This is a genomic window from Aestuariispira ectoiniformans (genome assembly GCF_025136295.1).
Taxonomy (GTDB): domain Bacteria; phylum Pseudomonadota; class Alphaproteobacteria; order UBA8366; family Aestuariispiraceae; genus Aestuariispira_A; species Aestuariispira_A ectoiniformans.
In genome coordinates this window covers 4,123,352-4,138,123 of sequence record NZ_CP062788.1, presented here as the reverse complement: position 1 = coordinate 4,138,123, position 14,772 = coordinate 4,123,352, and the positions used below count along the sequence as shown (strand labels likewise).

At 56.9% G+C, this 14,772-nt stretch carries 12 protein-coding genes and 1 tRNA gene; 8 read left to right on the top strand and 5 right to left on the bottom strand.

Annotation, left to right across the window (positions count from 1 at the left end):
- The first annotated feature begins 95 nt into the window (after window positions 1-95).
- Window positions 96-1,004 carry a LysR family transcriptional regulator gene (locus tag IF205_RS19495; protein ID WP_259781023.1) on the top strand — a complete coding sequence of 303 codons (909 nt, stop codon included), beginning with the start codon at window positions 96-98 and terminating at the stop codon, window positions 1,002-1,004.
- Here the strand turns inward: IF205_RS19495 and IF205_RS19490 are convergent.
- Window positions 1,001-1,783 (bottom strand): helix-turn-helix domain-containing protein, encoded by a 783-nt coding sequence (locus tag IF205_RS19490; protein WP_259781022.1) that lies wholly within the window; start codon window positions 1,781-1,783, stop codon window positions 1,001-1,003. The two genes, IF205_RS19495 and IF205_RS19490, sit on opposite strands and share 4 nt — an antisense overlap.
- Window positions 1,784-1,830: 47 nt before the next feature.
- Between IF205_RS19490 and IF205_RS19485 the strand changes: the two genes are divergently transcribed.
- Window positions 1,831-2,814, top strand: a complete 984-nt coding sequence (locus tag IF205_RS19485) for an aldo/keto reductase (RefSeq protein ID WP_259781021.1) — start codon at window positions 1,831-1,833, stop codon at window positions 2,812-2,814.
- 18 nt (window positions 2,815-2,832) lie between these two features.
- On the opposite strand, the gene IF205_RS19480 is transcribed toward IF205_RS19485, so the two are convergent.
- The 4 genes from IF205_RS19480 to IF205_RS19465 all read right to left on the bottom strand — a co-directional run bounded on the left by IF205_RS19480 (window position 2,833) and on the right by IF205_RS19465 (window position 6,234).
- Window positions 2,833-4,248: a DEAD/DEAH box helicase gene (locus IF205_RS19480; protein ID WP_259781020.1), complete on the bottom strand. Its 1,416-nt coding sequence runs from the start codon at window positions 4,246-4,248 to the stop codon at window positions 2,833-2,835.
- 255 nt (window positions 4,249-4,503) lie between these two features.
- Window positions 4,504-4,578 (bottom strand) — tRNA-Val (locus IF205_RS19475).
- A 48-nt stretch (window positions 4,579-4,626) separates the two neighbouring features.
- Window positions 4,627-5,355 carry a phosphoglycolate phosphatase gene (gene gph, locus IF205_RS19470; RefSeq protein ID WP_259781019.1) on the bottom strand — a complete coding sequence of 243 codons (729 nt, stop codon included), beginning with the start codon at window positions 5,353-5,355 and terminating at the stop codon, window positions 4,627-4,629.
- Between the two features lie 72 nt (window positions 5,356-5,427).
- Complete coding sequence (locus IF205_RS19465; RefSeq protein WP_259781018.1) at window positions 5,428-6,234, bottom strand: DeoR/GlpR family DNA-binding transcription regulator; 807 nt, start codon at window positions 6,232-6,234, stop codon at window positions 5,428-5,430.
- Between the two features lie 229 nt (window positions 6,235-6,463).
- Between IF205_RS19465 and IF205_RS19460 the strand changes: the two genes are divergently transcribed.
- From IF205_RS19460 to IF205_RS19435, 6 genes are all read left to right on the top strand, one after another.
- Entirely contained in the window at window positions 6,464-6,715 is a 252-nt protein-coding gene (locus tag IF205_RS19460) for a hypothetical protein (RefSeq protein WP_259781017.1), read from the top strand.
- Between the two features lie 164 nt (window positions 6,716-6,879).
- Complete coding sequence (gene glmU, locus IF205_RS19455) at window positions 6,880-8,244, top strand: bifunctional UDP-N-acetylglucosamine diphosphorylase/glucosamine-1-phosphate N-acetyltransferase GlmU (protein WP_259781016.1); 1,365 nt, start codon at window positions 6,880-6,882, stop codon at window positions 8,242-8,244.
- Between the two features lie 47 nt (window positions 8,245-8,291).
- On the top strand, window positions 8,292-10,121 hold the full coding sequence (glmS, locus tag IF205_RS19450) for a glutamine--fructose-6-phosphate transaminase (isomerizing) (protein ID WP_259781015.1): 1,830 nt from the start codon (window positions 8,292-8,294) through the stop codon (window positions 10,119-10,121).
- Window positions 10,122-10,257: 136 nt separating this feature from the next.
- On the top strand, window positions 10,258-11,079 hold the full coding sequence (locus tag IF205_RS19445) for a TnsA endonuclease N-terminal domain-containing protein (RefSeq protein ID WP_259781014.1): 822 nt from the start codon (window positions 10,258-10,260) through the stop codon (window positions 11,077-11,079).
- Window positions 11,066-13,159: a TnsB C-terminal domain-containing protein gene (locus IF205_RS19440; RefSeq protein WP_259781013.1), complete on the top strand. Its 2,094-nt coding sequence runs from the start codon at window positions 11,066-11,068 to the stop codon at window positions 13,157-13,159. Before IF205_RS19445 ends, IF205_RS19440 begins: the two co-directional genes overlap by 14 nt.
- A complete protein-coding gene (locus IF205_RS19435) occupies window positions 13,152-14,768 on the top strand; it encodes an ATP-binding protein (protein WP_259781012.1) in 1,617 nt (538 codons plus the stop codon). The genes IF205_RS19440 and IF205_RS19435 overlap by 8 nt, the downstream gene beginning before the upstream one ends.
- Window positions 14,769-14,772 lie beyond the last annotated feature (4 nt).

The following is a 14,772-nucleotide window of genomic DNA, read 5'->3' as shown; positions in this document are numbered from 1 at the left end:
TTGCGCGGATTGCAAAGGGGTGAATTGCATGACGGATATTGGATTGTTATCTTTGCAAGGAAATACGGCAAAACTGAAAGATGTGTTTGCATATTATGCAAGATAAATACAAATGGGATGACTTGCGTCTCGCCCAGGCAATTGGCGAGATGGGCAGTCTTACAGGCGCGGCGCGGTCGCTACAGATTGACCATTCGACGGCCTTCCGGCGTTTGCAGGCGTTGGAGGCACGCTTGGGCGCGCATTTGTTCAACCGGGCCCGGGATGGATATGTACCGACCCCGGCCGGAGAAGAAGTAATCGCCGCCGCAGCACAGATACTGGATGCCTTGGGTGAACTGGAGCGGCGTGTCGCCGGGGAGGCTTTGAGCCCGTCAGGCGTTGTCCGCCTGACCCTGCCGGATACGCTGATGACAACGGTTGCGCCGCTGTTGCAGGCCTTCCACGAGGAATACCCGGCGATCGTTGTGGAGACGGCAATCGACAACGCCTTTTTCCGCCTCAGCAAGCGTGACGCGGATGTGGCGCTCCGCCCCGCTGCCTCTGCGCCGGAAGAGCTGGCGGGGCGCAGGATATCCATTGTGGGCACGGCTCTTTATGCCTCTGAGGACTACCTGTCGGGGCGGGGAAAAGACCTGGCGTTGGACGCCCACGACTGGCTTTGCCCCGATGACAGCTTGAGCCAGAGCCGGTCCGCCAGATGGATTGCCTCGCAGATACCGGCGGAGCGGATTGTCCATAAGGCCAATTCGCTTCTGGCGCTGTCCGTTGCGGCGGGCGCGGGGTTGGGCGTGGCTGCCCTGCCTTGCTACCTGGGGGATCCCGATCCCGGCCTATGTCGCCTTTCCGACCCGGTTCCGGCCATGGAGACGGAGCTTTGGCTGCTGGTGCATCCCGATCTGCGCCATGCGGCCAGGGTAAGGGCCCTGCTTGATTTCCTGTGGGAAGGGTTGCAGAAAAAACGGAATCTGCTGGAAGGGTATTGTTCCGACGCTTCAAATTAGACTTTTGCGCCGATTTCCTTCAGGAGTTTTTGAGGAGAGGTCCGCGCGATTGCCTGAAAGTCCCGGATCATATGCGACTGGTCATAATAGCCGCAGCCCGCTGCGATCCCGGCCCAGTCGGGGGATTGTGTGTTCCTCGCCTCCGCAACGGCCCTGCGGAAGCGGATGATCCTGCTGAAATTCTTGGGGCTTATGCCAAGTTCCTCCAGAAACAGCCGGTGCAGGCTGCGTGGCGTGCTGTCCACGGCACCGGCCAGCTCCCGGATGCCCATAATTCCGCCATCCATCAGTTTTGTCGAATGGCTGAGCAGGGCAAAGCGTTTGGATGAAACCGTCCTCATCCGGCCGGTCAGGTCATTTTCCAGCAATGTCAGGCGTTTGCGGGTATCGGGCTCATCCGCCAGACGGTTCAGAAGCTCTGTAATCCCCTTTGCCTCCAGGCTGCCGACAGGGGTGTGGCTATTGGCCAGTTCTTTTGCGGTGTCCGGAAAAATGCCTGCATGTCCGCCCGGGTAAAAGCGGACAGCCAGTGTTTGTCCCTTTCTGTTTCCGGGCTTCCGTCGAACGGATGTATATGTTCCCATGAGAAATGCTGCGGCAGTCTGTTCACCCAGAAAGAACAGAAGGTCCATACCACCACGTGGCAGAAGGACTGCGTCTTTTGCCAGGGAAGGCTGTTGCGAGATCGCAATTTCGCGCACGATCCGGCACAAGGGGCCCTGGGGGCGAAAACAAATTTCCGCCTGTCTGGCCGATTTATCCAATCCCGAGCGATCCATAGCGGCTATTTCCACCTCTCCGGCAAACTATAGACGAGTGATGTGAAATGGAGCAACGGCGAATCGGAAAAAGCGGCATGGCGGTTTCCGCCATGGGGTTGGGCTGTATGGGGTTGAGCGGTGGCTATGGGGCCGTCGACAGGTCGCAGGCGCTGAGAACGATTCATGCGGCCATTGATTGCGGTATCAATCTGATGGACACAGCCGATTTCTACGGCAGGGGCGCGAATGAAACCCTGATTGGCGAAGTCGTGGCGGAGCGTCGTCATCAAATGCTCCTGGCCACGAAAACAGGCATGCGGCCGGATGAGAATGGAAGGCCCACGCGGATTGACGGCAGCCCTGCCTATCTGCGCGAGGCCTGTGAAAACTCGCTTCGGCGCCTGAATGTCGAGGCGATTGATATTCTGATCCTTTGCCGCGTCGACCCGGCTGTGCCGATCGAGGAAAGCGTTGGCGTTCTGCGCGATCTGGTGCTGGCCGGTAAGGTGCGGGAAATCGGACTGTCGGAAGCCTCACCGGCGACGATTGTGCGGGCGCATGAGGTTCATCCGCTGGCGGTTCTGGAGACCGAATATTCCCTTTGGGAACGCCATGTGGAAGACGGCATTTTGCAGGCCCTGGCGGATAAGGATATTGCCCTGTTGGCCTATAGCCCGTTGGGGCGTGGCTTTCTGGCGGGGCAGATAAAGTCGGTCGATCAACTGGCGCCTGTGGATATGCGGCGGCACAATCCCCGCTACCAACCGGAAAGCATGGCTGCGAACAAAGGATTTGTTGATGCCCTGGAAAGGCTTGCGCGAGAGAAAGATGCTACGCCTGCGCAGGTGGCGCTGGCCTGGCTGTTGCACCGCCAGGGCAGGGTCATTCCTATTCCGGGAACACGCAACCCGCAGAGGGTTCGGGAAAATGCGCAGGCCGCACAACTGGTGCTGACGCAGGACGATCTTTTGCATCTGGAGGAAAGGCTGCCGCCAAAGACCGAAGGAGAGCGATATCCCCCGGCCTTTATGGCGGCGATAGACAGTTGATTGCTCCGGAAGAGCAGGTCAGCCTTTGGTGCCGATATTGGCAAACATTCGGTTCAGGCCCGCCTTCGCGGAATCGTCACCAGTCCGGCGTCCACCCTGTTTCCTTGAGGCTGGCTTTTTAGAAGCCGGTCTCTTCGGGCCTTTGGCCGGGCGGCTTTTGCTTTGTGCCTGCTGTGGCTTGTCACCCTGTGCTTTGTCGGCTGAGGGCTTGCCACGACCGCGGCCGCGGCCGCGATTACGCTGGTTCCGCTGGTTGGGCGTGTTACGGCTGGGTTCCGCAGCGCTATTGTCATTCGCTTCGCCCGAAACAACGGGATCGTTTGCCGCCTCGATCTTTTCACCGATCAGTTTCTGGATATCCCGCAGATAGGGGATTTCCGTCTCTTCGACCAGGGAGATGGCAATGCCGCTTTTGCCCGCGCGCGCCGTCCGACCGATCCGGTGGACATAGACCTCAGGCACATTGGGCAGCTCAAAGTTGACCACATGGGAGACGCCGTCCACGTCGATGCCGCGTGCGGCAATGTCGGTGGCGACCAGAATCTTGATCTTGCCGGAACGGAAGCCTGCCAGGGCCAACTGCCGCTGGTTCTGGCTCTTGTTACCATGAATGGCGGCGGCGGAAAGTCCGGCCTTGTCCAGATGCTGGGTCACCTTGTTCGCGCCGTGTTTGGTGCGGGTAAAGACGACGGCGCGGTCAATGTCCTCTGCGTTCAGGACTTCGACCAGCAGATTGCGTTTGGCTGTTTTCGCCGAATAGATCACTTTCTGCTGGATCTTTTCGATCGGTTTGGAAACCTTCGCAACGGAAATTTCTTCCGGCTGGTTTAGGAAGTCATCGGCAAGCGAGCGGATGGCGGGCGGCATCGTGGCAGACAAAAGCGCCGTTTGCCGTGCTGCCGGGATCTTTTTCAGGATGCGGCGGATCGCCGGGACAAAGCCGAAATCCAGCATCTGGTCGGCCTCATCCAGGATGACGGTCTGCGTGGCGTCCAGGCGGATGTCGCCGGTGGAGACCAGGTCTTCCAACCGGCCGGGCGTCGCGACCAGAATGTCGACGCCGCGTTTCATGGCCTGGATCTGCGGGCCTGCTTTTGCGCCGCCGATGACCATGGCAACGGAATGTTTCATATGCCGGCCATAGTTGCGGATATTGTCCACCACCTGGGCGGCCAGCTCACGCGTCGGCACAAGGATCAGCGCGCCGCAGCTTTTCTCGCGCGGGCGCAGCTTCTCGTCAACGATCCGATGCAACAGGGGCAGCACGAAGGAGGCGGTTTTGCCGGTTCCGGTCTGTGCGGTGCCAAGAACATCCTTGCCTGCCAGCATGGCGGGGATGACCTGGGCCTGAATCGGGGTGGGATTGGTGTAGCCTTCGTCCGATACGGCACGAAGGATAGCCTTGGTAAGACCAAGGTCGGTAAATTGGGTCAAGCAATAACTCTCGTCAATGGGCCACGCGGACGGCACATGCTATGCCGCGGCGGCGTTTTCCGTGGAAGCTTGCGGAGATCAGCCTCTGGGGGTGTTCGTGCTTATAGCACACTTATAAAACTGCAGGGCCTGTGGCCCGCTGCACCCTACAAACACTGCCAACGATCGGGTCGTTCTCTTCGCACGGTGCCTGTGCAGCGCAATAAACACGGTTTGCAGAAAATAGCAATAAAATTTCGTAGTGGTGGCTAAATATGGTGGGCGCGACAGGGATTGAACCTGTGACCCCTGCCGTGTGAAGGCAGTGCTCTCCCGCTGAGCTACGCGCCCGTCCGTCGCTTTTTGGACGATGCCGCCGTGTGGCGTGCGGAGCGGTGTTTACGGGGCGGGGGCTGCACTGTCAAGCGCGTTCGTGCCTGCCTTGCGGTGGGGCTGACTGAACTGCGCGAGAATGTCCGGGATTTGGCTGAAATGATCGACCATGGCATCCGCCGGTAATTTCTCATGCGGTGTGCGACAATAGCCGAAAGTCACCAGAATCGTCTTCAGGCCTGCGTCCCGTCCGGCGAAAATGTCATTGCCGCTGTCGCCCACCATAACGGCGTCTTTCGGCGAAACCTGCATCCGGTCCAGAAGGGCGAGGATATGGCCCGGGTCGGGTTTGCGCACCGGCAGGCTGTCTCCGCCGACCAGATCTTCGAAATAATCCGCCAGCCCGAGAATATCGAGCAGGCGACGCGTTGCCGTTTCCGGCTTGTTGGTGCAGACGGCAAGACGATGACCCTTTGCACGCAACGCCGTCAGGGTTTCATGGACCCCGTCAAAGGCAGTCGTCTCGTCGGCGATGTTTTCTTCATAAAGGGCAATGAAACGGGCGGTCAGGTCGTCCAGAGAGGCGGGCAGGCCGCCGGTGGCTTCAAAACAGCGTTCCACCAGCTTTCTGGCACCATCACCGACAAAACTGCGGACGCGGTCCAGCGTCAACGCGGGGCGGTCCCGTTCGGCCAGAAGGCGGTTCGCGGCCCGGGCCAGGTCACGGTCGCTTTCGATCAATGTGCCGTCGAGGTCAAAGACCAGCGTATGCCTGAACGTCATCGGCTCTGTCATGATGCCCACCCCCCAAGTATTCCGTTTTTATGAGACGAAGAAGATGCCGCCCCCGGTCGGGAATGGCAACGCCTATCCCAGGGCTGGCCGTTTCTTTTTTCCGCCATTGTCACAGATAACAAGTTCGACCCCGGCGTCTTCCAGAATATGCCGGATGCTTTCCGGTGGTGGGGCATCGCAGAAAACCGCATCCACCTCGGTGATATGGCCGCCGCGGACATGGGCGGTGCGGCCGAATTTGCTCTGGTCCAGAACCAGATAGGCGCGGCGGCAATTCGCCAGGATCGCCTGCCGTGCGCCGACCTCGCCTTCGTAGAAGTCCAGCAGGGTGCCGTCGCTGTCCACGCCGCCCACCCCGAATACGCCCACGTCTACTTTATAGGCCTTGAAAAGATCAACGGCGGAGCTTCCCAAAAGGTCCTTGTCCTTGTTGCGCAAACGGCCACCCGGAACGGTGACTTCAAAAGTGGCGTTTTCACAGCAGACGAAGGCTGCGTTGAAATTATTCGTAAAAATGCGCAGATGGCTGTGGCCGCTCAGGGCCTTGGCGCATAGTTCGGGTGTCGTGCCGATGGAAATGGCAAGGCTGGCATGATCCGGAATGCGTTCGGCCACGGTGGCGGCGATCTCTTCCTTGGCTTTGAGATTGATCAGCTTTCGTTTGCGATAGTCGATGTTGGGGCGATCCGCCGGTGGGGCAACGCCGCCGTGAATACGACGCAGCATGCCCTCGTCGCAAAGTTTGTTCACGTCGCGCCGGATGGTTTGCGGTGTGACGCCGAAATGCTGTGCCAGACTATCTACGCTGATAAAACCTGCCGTTCGGACGAGTTCGGCAATTTTTGTTTGCCGTTCAAATATCTGTTGTTGCTGGGCCATACTCTAATTCTGGTGTGTCATGCGGTGATTTGCGCTTGGCATACAGTAGATGCGTTACAGAATGGTTGCAAAGGGAAAGAAATGATTGATTTATGATCGAATTATTTTCTTTTGCGCCGATATCGTTTCAGGGTTACGGGAAGCGAATATCCATTTGATAAAATTTTATCAAAAATTTATTTAAATATGGTAATCTGCCCTTGAAGGAAGTATGGGGGGACGTTCTGGTATGGGGGAGTATGGTGCCATGGCCCACTCCATGTATAACGGTTTGCCAAAGCTGGAAACGCGTCTTGCCGCGGTTATCGGCCCTGATCTGGCACATAGCCTGATCGTGGCGGTATCCGCACGGGGCGGAACGGGTGACAATATTCGGATGATACTGGGCGGCAGGCTCACCGGTATCAGTCCCGAACAACGCAAGGATGTCTTGAAGGTGCTTGATATCTACAAGGACACTTTCAGGCACACCCGGCATTAGGTCTTTCTTCGGGGGTGCCGTTCTTTAACAATCTGCAACATATAGCAAAAAACGGTAACAGGATGTGACTTGGCGAAAGTTCCGTCCTGTGGCAGTTTGCCCTGCAGGAAAGCAGCCCTGCAGGCGCGTTTTCTTTTCGGTCGCATAAATTTGGGTATTCACATATGACAAGCCATCCTCGCGCAGCAATTATTCTTGGCGCGGGCAAGGGGACACGGATGAAATCCGCCCTGCCGAAGGTTCTCCACGAAATCGCCAATCGTCCGATGGTCGGCCATGTACAGGCCGCGGTGGATGCATTGGGCGCGGACCGGACGGTGGTCGTCGTCGGGCCGGGAATGGACAACGTCGCAGCAGCAGTGGCACCTGCGCAGATCGCCACTCAGGAACGTCAGGCCGGAACGGCCGATGCGGTCATGGCGGCGCTTCCGGCCCTGGAAGGTTTCAACGAGGGAACGGTCCTTATCCTGTTTGGTGATACGCCTTTTATCGAGGTGGCAACGCTTGAGCGGATGGTCGCCGCCTGTGAGGAAGGGGCGGCGGTGGTCGTGCTCGGTTTTGAGCCGGAAGACCCGACCGGATATGGCCGCCTTGTGCAGGAAAGCGATGGCAGCCTGCAGGCCATCGTCGAACATAAGGATGCCACCCATAAACAGCGCGAAATCGGCGTCTGCAATTCCGGTGTCATGGCGCTGGATGCGAAATTGGCCCTGCCGTTGTTGGACGAGATTGGAAATGAAAACGCCAGCGCGGAGTATTACCTGACGGATATCGTCGGCATCGCCCGGGACAAGGGCTATCATTGTGCGGTCGCCATGGCGGCGGAAGATGAGGTGCTGGGTGTCAACAGCCGGGCGGACCTGGCGCGCGCCGAACGCATCTGGCAGGACAAGCGCCGCCTTGAGGCGATGGTCAATGGCGCAACCCTGCGTGACCCGGCATCTGTCTGGTTCTCCTATGACACCGTGATCGGCCGGGATGTGATTGTCGAGCAGAGCGTCTATTTCGGTCCGGGTGTCCGCGTTGCAGATGATGTCATCATCCATGCTTTCAGCCACCTGCAAGGGGCGGTTGTGGAAAGTGGTGCGATGGTCGGCCCCTATGCCCGCCTGCGGGAAGGGACTGTTCTTTCCGAAGGGGCCAAGGTCGGCAACTTCGTGGAAACCAAGAAAACCACGGTCGGGGCCGGGGCCAAGGTCAATCACCTGACCTATCTGGGTGACGCACAGGTCGGCGCGAAGTCGAATATCGGTGCGGGCACGATCACCTGCAATTATGATGGTTTCAATAAATCGCCCACGATCATCGGTGAAGGGGCCTTCATCGGTTCCAACAGTGCACTGGTGGCACCGGTGGAAGTTGGCGCGGGCGCAATTGTCGGCGCAGGTAGTGTGATCACCGGCAATGTGGAAGACAACGCCCTGGCGATTGCCCGGGGCAAACAGGTCGAGAAGAGCGGGGCAGCCTCGGTCTTCCGGGAGAAAGCCAAGGCAATCAAAGAGGCCAAGGCGCAAGAGAAGAACAATTAGGCCGGTCTTTGGGGCATAGACAGGCTGCTTGAGAGGGACAGACGGATATGTGTGGAATTATTGGAATTATCGGAAAGCGCGATGTAGCCCCCTTGCTGGTGGACGGCCTGCAGCGGCTTGAATATCGCGGTTATGACAGCGCGGGGATCGCGACGCTGATTGATGGCGGTATTGACCGTCGCCGTGCCGAAGGCAAGCTGGTCAATCTTCAAAATGTCCTGGCCGAACAGCCGCTGGGCGGTACGACCGGGATCGGTCACACCCGCTGGGCAACCCACGGGGTGCCGTCGGAAAACAACGCCCACCCGCATATGGGTGAGAATACCGCCATCGTTCATAACGGCATCATCGAGAATTACCAGGAATTGCGCGACGAATTGGCGACGCGCGGCGTGACCTTCACCTCCGAAACGGATACCGAAGTCGTCGCCCATATGATCAGTGCCTATCTGGAAGACGGGCTTTCCCCGAAAGAGGCCGTCGGCAAATTGCTGCCGCGTCTGGAAGGGGCCTTTGCCTTTGTCATGATCTTCAAGGGCGAGCACGACCTGATGATTGGTGCGCGCCGTGGCAGCCCGCTTGCTATCGGTTATGGTGAGGGCGAAATGTTCTTCGGCTCCGACGCCCTGGCCCTGGCGCCGCTGACCCGCCGGATCAGCTATCTGGAGGAAGGTGACTGGGCCGTCCTGACCCATGACAGTGCGGAAGTTTTTGATACCGACAGTAATCCCGTTGAGCGTGCTGTGGTGCAGACGGCCGTTTCCGGTGCCATGGTGGGCAAGGGCAATTTCCCGCATTTCATGCTGAAGGAAATCTACGAACAGCCGACGGTCGTTGGCGACACGCTGTCCACCGTGTTGAACCCCGCCGCCCAGACCATCACCTTGCCGGACCTGCCGGTGGATCTGGCGGATGTGCCGAAGATCACGATCACCGCCTGCGGCACCGCCTATTACGCGGGCATGGTTGCCAAATACTGGCTGGAACAGCTTGCACGCGTGCCGGTGGAGGTCGATTTCGCCTCTGAATTCCGCTATCGCAACCCGCCGCTGCCGAAAGACGGCCTGGCGATGTTCATCAGCCAATCCGGCGAGACCATGGATACGCTGGAGGCGTTGCGCCTGTGCAAACGCGAGGGCCAGCATGTCCTGTCCGTCGTCAACGTGCCGGAAAGCACAATCGACCGCGAGAGCGATGCGATCCTGCGCACGCATGCCGGTCCGGAAATCGGTGTTGCCTCCACCAAGGCCTTCACCACGCAGTTGACCGTGCTCGCCTGTTTCGCCATCGGTGTCGCCAAGGCGCGCGGCGTGTTGAGCCGGGAGAGGGAAGCCCAGTTGGCTTCCGCACTGGCTGAAGTGCCGGGCCGCGTGGCGGAGGTTCTGAACCACGATGATCATATCCGCGAATTGTCGCAGATCGTCGCCAAGGCGCGCGATGTGCTTTACCTGGGGCGTGGGGCGTCCTTCCCGATCGCCCTGGAAGGGGCGCTGAAGCTGAAGGAAATCTCCTATATCCATGCCGAAGGCTATGCGGCGGGTGAGATGAAGCACGGGCCGATTGCCCTGATCGACGAAAATGTGCCGATCGTGGTGGTCGCCCCCAATGACGAGCTGTTTGAGAAAACCGCCTCCAACGTGCAGGAAACCATTGCCCGTGGCGGCAAGGTGATCTTCCTCTCCGACAAGGAGGGTATTGCCAAGATGGAACGTCAGGCGAAACCGGCGGCCAGCATCGAACTGCCCACCGTCGACCCCTTCGTCGCACCCATTCTCTACACTGTGCCGGTGCAGCTGCTGTCCTATCACACAGCCGTCCTTAAAGGCACCGACGTGGACCAACCGCGTAACCTGGCGAAGAGCGTGACGGTCGAATAAATCCTGCGGGGGAAGGCGCGGTCCTGTGGGAGAACAATAAAGTGTCATACTCGACAATAAAGTATCATACTGAACAATAAAGTATCATACCGCCGGTGGACGTGTTACGTTGCCTCCCTATATCAGGGAGGTGACGTTGGCCAAGACACCGGGATTGTCTGAACGCGATATCGAACGGCGCCTCGAGAAGGGCTGTGGCCAGGGGCGGCTGTCAGATTACAAACCCTTCCTTACAGTCCAGGATGTTTCGTCGAAAGGCCGCTCGCATCGCGTGCTAGGCGCTAAAACGAACCGCATACACCACCTGCTTTCCGATCTGGAACTGGCAGTATTCCTGTCTCTTGATTGGAGTGCTGACGTCACCGACATTCGCGAGCAATATCCGCTCCGGCGGGACAAGACGGTCAGTTTGGCGGCGGAAGCCGGGATACGCCATCCGGCAATGGGTGGCGTTAACCAGGTCGCGACATCCGATTTCCTGGTTGATTCGCCGTCCTGGATCCACAGAAAATTTGCCATTCAGGTTAAATACGCGAGCGACCTCAACGATGCTCGGACCGTCGAGAAGTTGGAGCTGGAACGTCGCTACTGGAAGGCACTGGATGTCCCATGGTTTCTGATAACCGATCGGGATGTCTCAAAGGACGCTGTTGCCAATATTAAATGGTTGACCGCTGTTTCCATGGAGAGTCCGTCGGCTGAGGATCTCCAGAGATATACCCAACTGTTTCTGCGTTGTATTGAAGAGTCACCTCGCAGAAAGCTTGTCGCTTTGGCCCAGCAATTGGACTTGAATTACAGTTTGGAAGCGGGAGAGGCGCTTTACTGGCTCCGAATTCTGCTCAGCCAACGTTATTTGTTGTTTGATATTCAAGTCCCTTATCAGACGTTGATGGCATCGGATATCGCTGTGAACTCGTCCCTCGTTGCGGAGGGAGGGCGCCGTGCTGCAGGTTAATACCGTGTTCTCGCTTTCCGGCGGCCAATATAGGGTTTTGTGGTCCAATAGTGAGACTACCATTCTTATCGACCTGGATGGCAGTGGGGCGTTCCCGGAGAAACGCGACACCGAAGAACTGGAGCGGTTGTTTGCGGAAGGTGCCGCGACGGTTGTTGATGACCCATTTCTCGCACAGACAATGGCATTCGCTGATGAAGACAGCAAAGCATTTCAAGTTCGGGAACGTGGCTGGCGATTGATCCGGGATATTGTCGATACACCGGCAATATTCGACAAAGCCGAACGTGGTGCTCTGGTCAGGAAGGTGCTCGGTCAGCACCAAACAACCAAACAAACGATTTATCGTCTTCTAAGACGCTATTGGCAGCGTGGCATGACGATCAACGCGTTGCTTCCTGATTATCACCTGTCTGGGGCCGCGGGAAAGCGCCGGAAGGCGAAAGGGCGGCTAGGGAGAAAGCGATCACGAAGAGAAGGCGAACGTGTTCTTATCACCCCTGATATCGAGCGCCTGTTCCGGATGTCGATTGAAAGCGCATATTTGAAGTCCAAGAAGAAGCGTTCTCTGGCTTCGGCCTACCGGCATTTTATGAATCTGTATAAGGCGCGCTACGCACCTTCCGAAGATTGGGAATACCCCACCAAACGGCAATTCCAGTTTTTTGCAAGTAGGGAGTACGAACCGCGGGAAGTTGTTCGCAGAAGAACATCCGATATCATATACAACAAAGACATCCGGCCTCTGACAAGCACTTCCAACTCGGAGGTGTTCGGACCGGGGGCACGCTTTCAGATCGACGCGACGATCGCAGATGTTTACCTGGTTTCGACAGTGGGCAGGTCAAAGATCGTCGGTCGTCCAGTTGTCTACTTCGTAATAGACGTTTTTTCTCGTATGGTTGCGGGACTTTATGTCGGTTTTGAAGGGCCGTCCTATGCCAGTGCGATGATGGCTCTGGCGCATGCCAGTGCGGACAAAGTTTCTTATTGCGATCAGCTTGGTATCTCCATTGAAATGGAGGATTGGCCGACGTCGGGTCTCCCAGATGCCATTCTCGCGGATCGCGGCGAGTTGCTCGGTCATCAGGTGAATGCCCTAATCACAAGGTTTGGGGTGAGAATTGAAAATGCGCCAGCCTATCGCGGCGATGCAAAGGGAATCGTCGAACGTTATTTCCGTACTGTGCAGGAAGAGTTCAAACCATTCGCAGAGGGCGTTGTCGACGGTAAACCCAGCAAGAAGCGTGGAGTACGCGATTATCGTCTGGATGCGACGCTGACGATCGACGATTTTACTAGGATGATCGTACATAGTGTGCTTTGGCACAACCAGAACCGCTCCTTGGAAAAATACGACAGAGACGCCGACTTGCCCGATGACCTGCCTTCAGTGCCCCTGGAACTTTGGAGCTGGGGATTGGCCAACCGAACCGGTCGGCTCCGTAGGTTCCCGGAAAAGATTGTTGCTATTAGTTTGTTGCCTCAAAAGGAAGCTACTGTTTCCGAACTGGGAATATGTCTGTTCGGCGCCTACTACACTTGCCAGGAGGCTCTGCAGACCGGTTGGTTCGATCGGGTGAAAGGCAATCGTCCCAAAAAGGTTCTTGTAGCCTATGACCATCGCTATGTGGACCGGATTTACTTGTTTCCCGATGCTAACAAACCTGACTATTGGCCATGTGACCTCACGAATCGAAGCAGACGGTTTGCGGGTATGACTTTCCATGAGCTGTGGAGGAAGAAGGACGCGGAAACCCGCACTCAGGCCAAGGCGAAATCCAGGTCCGAAGTCACGCAAGCGGAATTGGAGCGACGTCTGGAAGAAATCGCAGCGCATGCCCGGGAGCAGAAGCCAGATTTAGGTGATGTCAGCAGTCGGGAGAGACTCCGTGACATCCGCGGAAATCGCGAAGAAGAAAAACATCGGGAGCGAAAGGCTGCTGCAGCCAAAATCCACAAGAAAAGGCAGAAGGGCTCGGCGGAGATTATCCGATTGGTGAAGGAAGACGAATCGGATTTTTCCTACCCGGACATGGTCGACAGCTTGTTTGATGATGAGGACGAGGCCGATGACTGAAGTGCCCAGGCGTATATATAAGGCTGTCTACTGTGATCCCGGACTTCCTGAGTATAGGGACAATCCGCTGATAGCTGCCTTGCCGGCAATCCGGGACAGCGTGGAAGTAGCAAGAACACTGCGACAGTTACCTGCTTTCGACAATATGGAACAAGCATTGCCGGGAGTGATCCGCCAACACGCGATCATGCGATTGCTGGATAATTTTTTTCAGCCATTGACTGTCCATTTGGAGTTGGAAAGCAAATTGTCCTTGCTGATCCGTGGGGGATATACGGGGCGTAACCCCAAGACCGGTGCCTACTACAGCCAGCTGCAAAACGGCTATGAACGCCTGATGCAGAAGGATTTGAAAGCCAAAGTTTTCGAGACGGTTCGCTCGACGGCAAAAAGCCTGGCCTTCATAGGTTGCTCGGGATGTGGCAAAACTACGGCGCTCAATCGAATTCTCTCAACATATCCGCAGGCGCTATTCCACGAGGAATACAATATTACCCAACTCACATATCTCAAGTTGGATTGCCCACACGATGGCACCCTAAAGAGCCTGTGTTACAGTTTCTTCCAGGCAACAGACCGAATCCTGGATACAGACTATACCAAACGTTACGGAAGCAAGCGCCTCAGTTTGGAGGTAATGTTGGCGCGCATGGCGCATTTGGCCAACCTCCACGCGCTAGGAGTTCTTGTAATTGATGAGATTCAGCATCTGAACGAAGCCAAATCCGGCGGCATCAAGAAGATGCTCAATTTCTTCGTGACATTGGTGAACACAATCGGCGTACCAGTGGTGATGGTTGGTACACCCAAAGCGCGTGGTCTGTTCGGGCTGGACATGAGAACCGCGCGACGCGCAGCTGGTATGGGGAGCCTGGATTGGGACAGGATGCTCCCAGGATCGCAGTGGGACGCATTCACCAAGTTGCTTTGGAAATATCAGTGGCTGCAGAAAACTGGGCCGCTGGACGACGAGCTGAGGCAGACGTTCTACGATCTGTCTCAGGGGGTCATAGATGTCGCGGTGAAGCTGTTCGCGCTGTCACAGCATCGCGCTATTGTTACCCAGTTTGAACGCATTTCACCGGGTTTGCTTCGGCAAGTATATGAGGATGAATTCCGGCCGGTCCATCCGATGTTGAAGGCGCTCCGCGAAGGCGACTATGAGGCTATTGCCTTATACGGAGATTTGGAAATGCCTCCGGTGAGTGCTCAAATTGTATCCGCTGAGTTAGCGACGAGGATAGATCATGAAACGGTGTCGTCGCCATCCATGCCGTCGGGTTCAAAGGCTGGGCGATTGGTCGATATCTTGAAAAGTATGGGTGTGCAGCAAGATGTTGCCATACCGCTTGTCGATGAATTTCTGGCGAGGAAGCCTAACTTACCATTGGCGACGGCTATCCACGAACTGACCAAGTTTGCGGTCAAGGCGCCGGACCAGCCGGCACCAAAAAGGGCAAAACCAGTCAAACGCTCCCAATGGAATATACTCGATAGCGATGACTTGCGATCAGTACTTGCGAATGGCGTCGAGGGTAAAGCCTATGAAGCCTTCGAAGATGCAGGAATAGTGCTGAGTTTGAAGGAGGGGCTGCCGAAATCAGCCTAAGGCG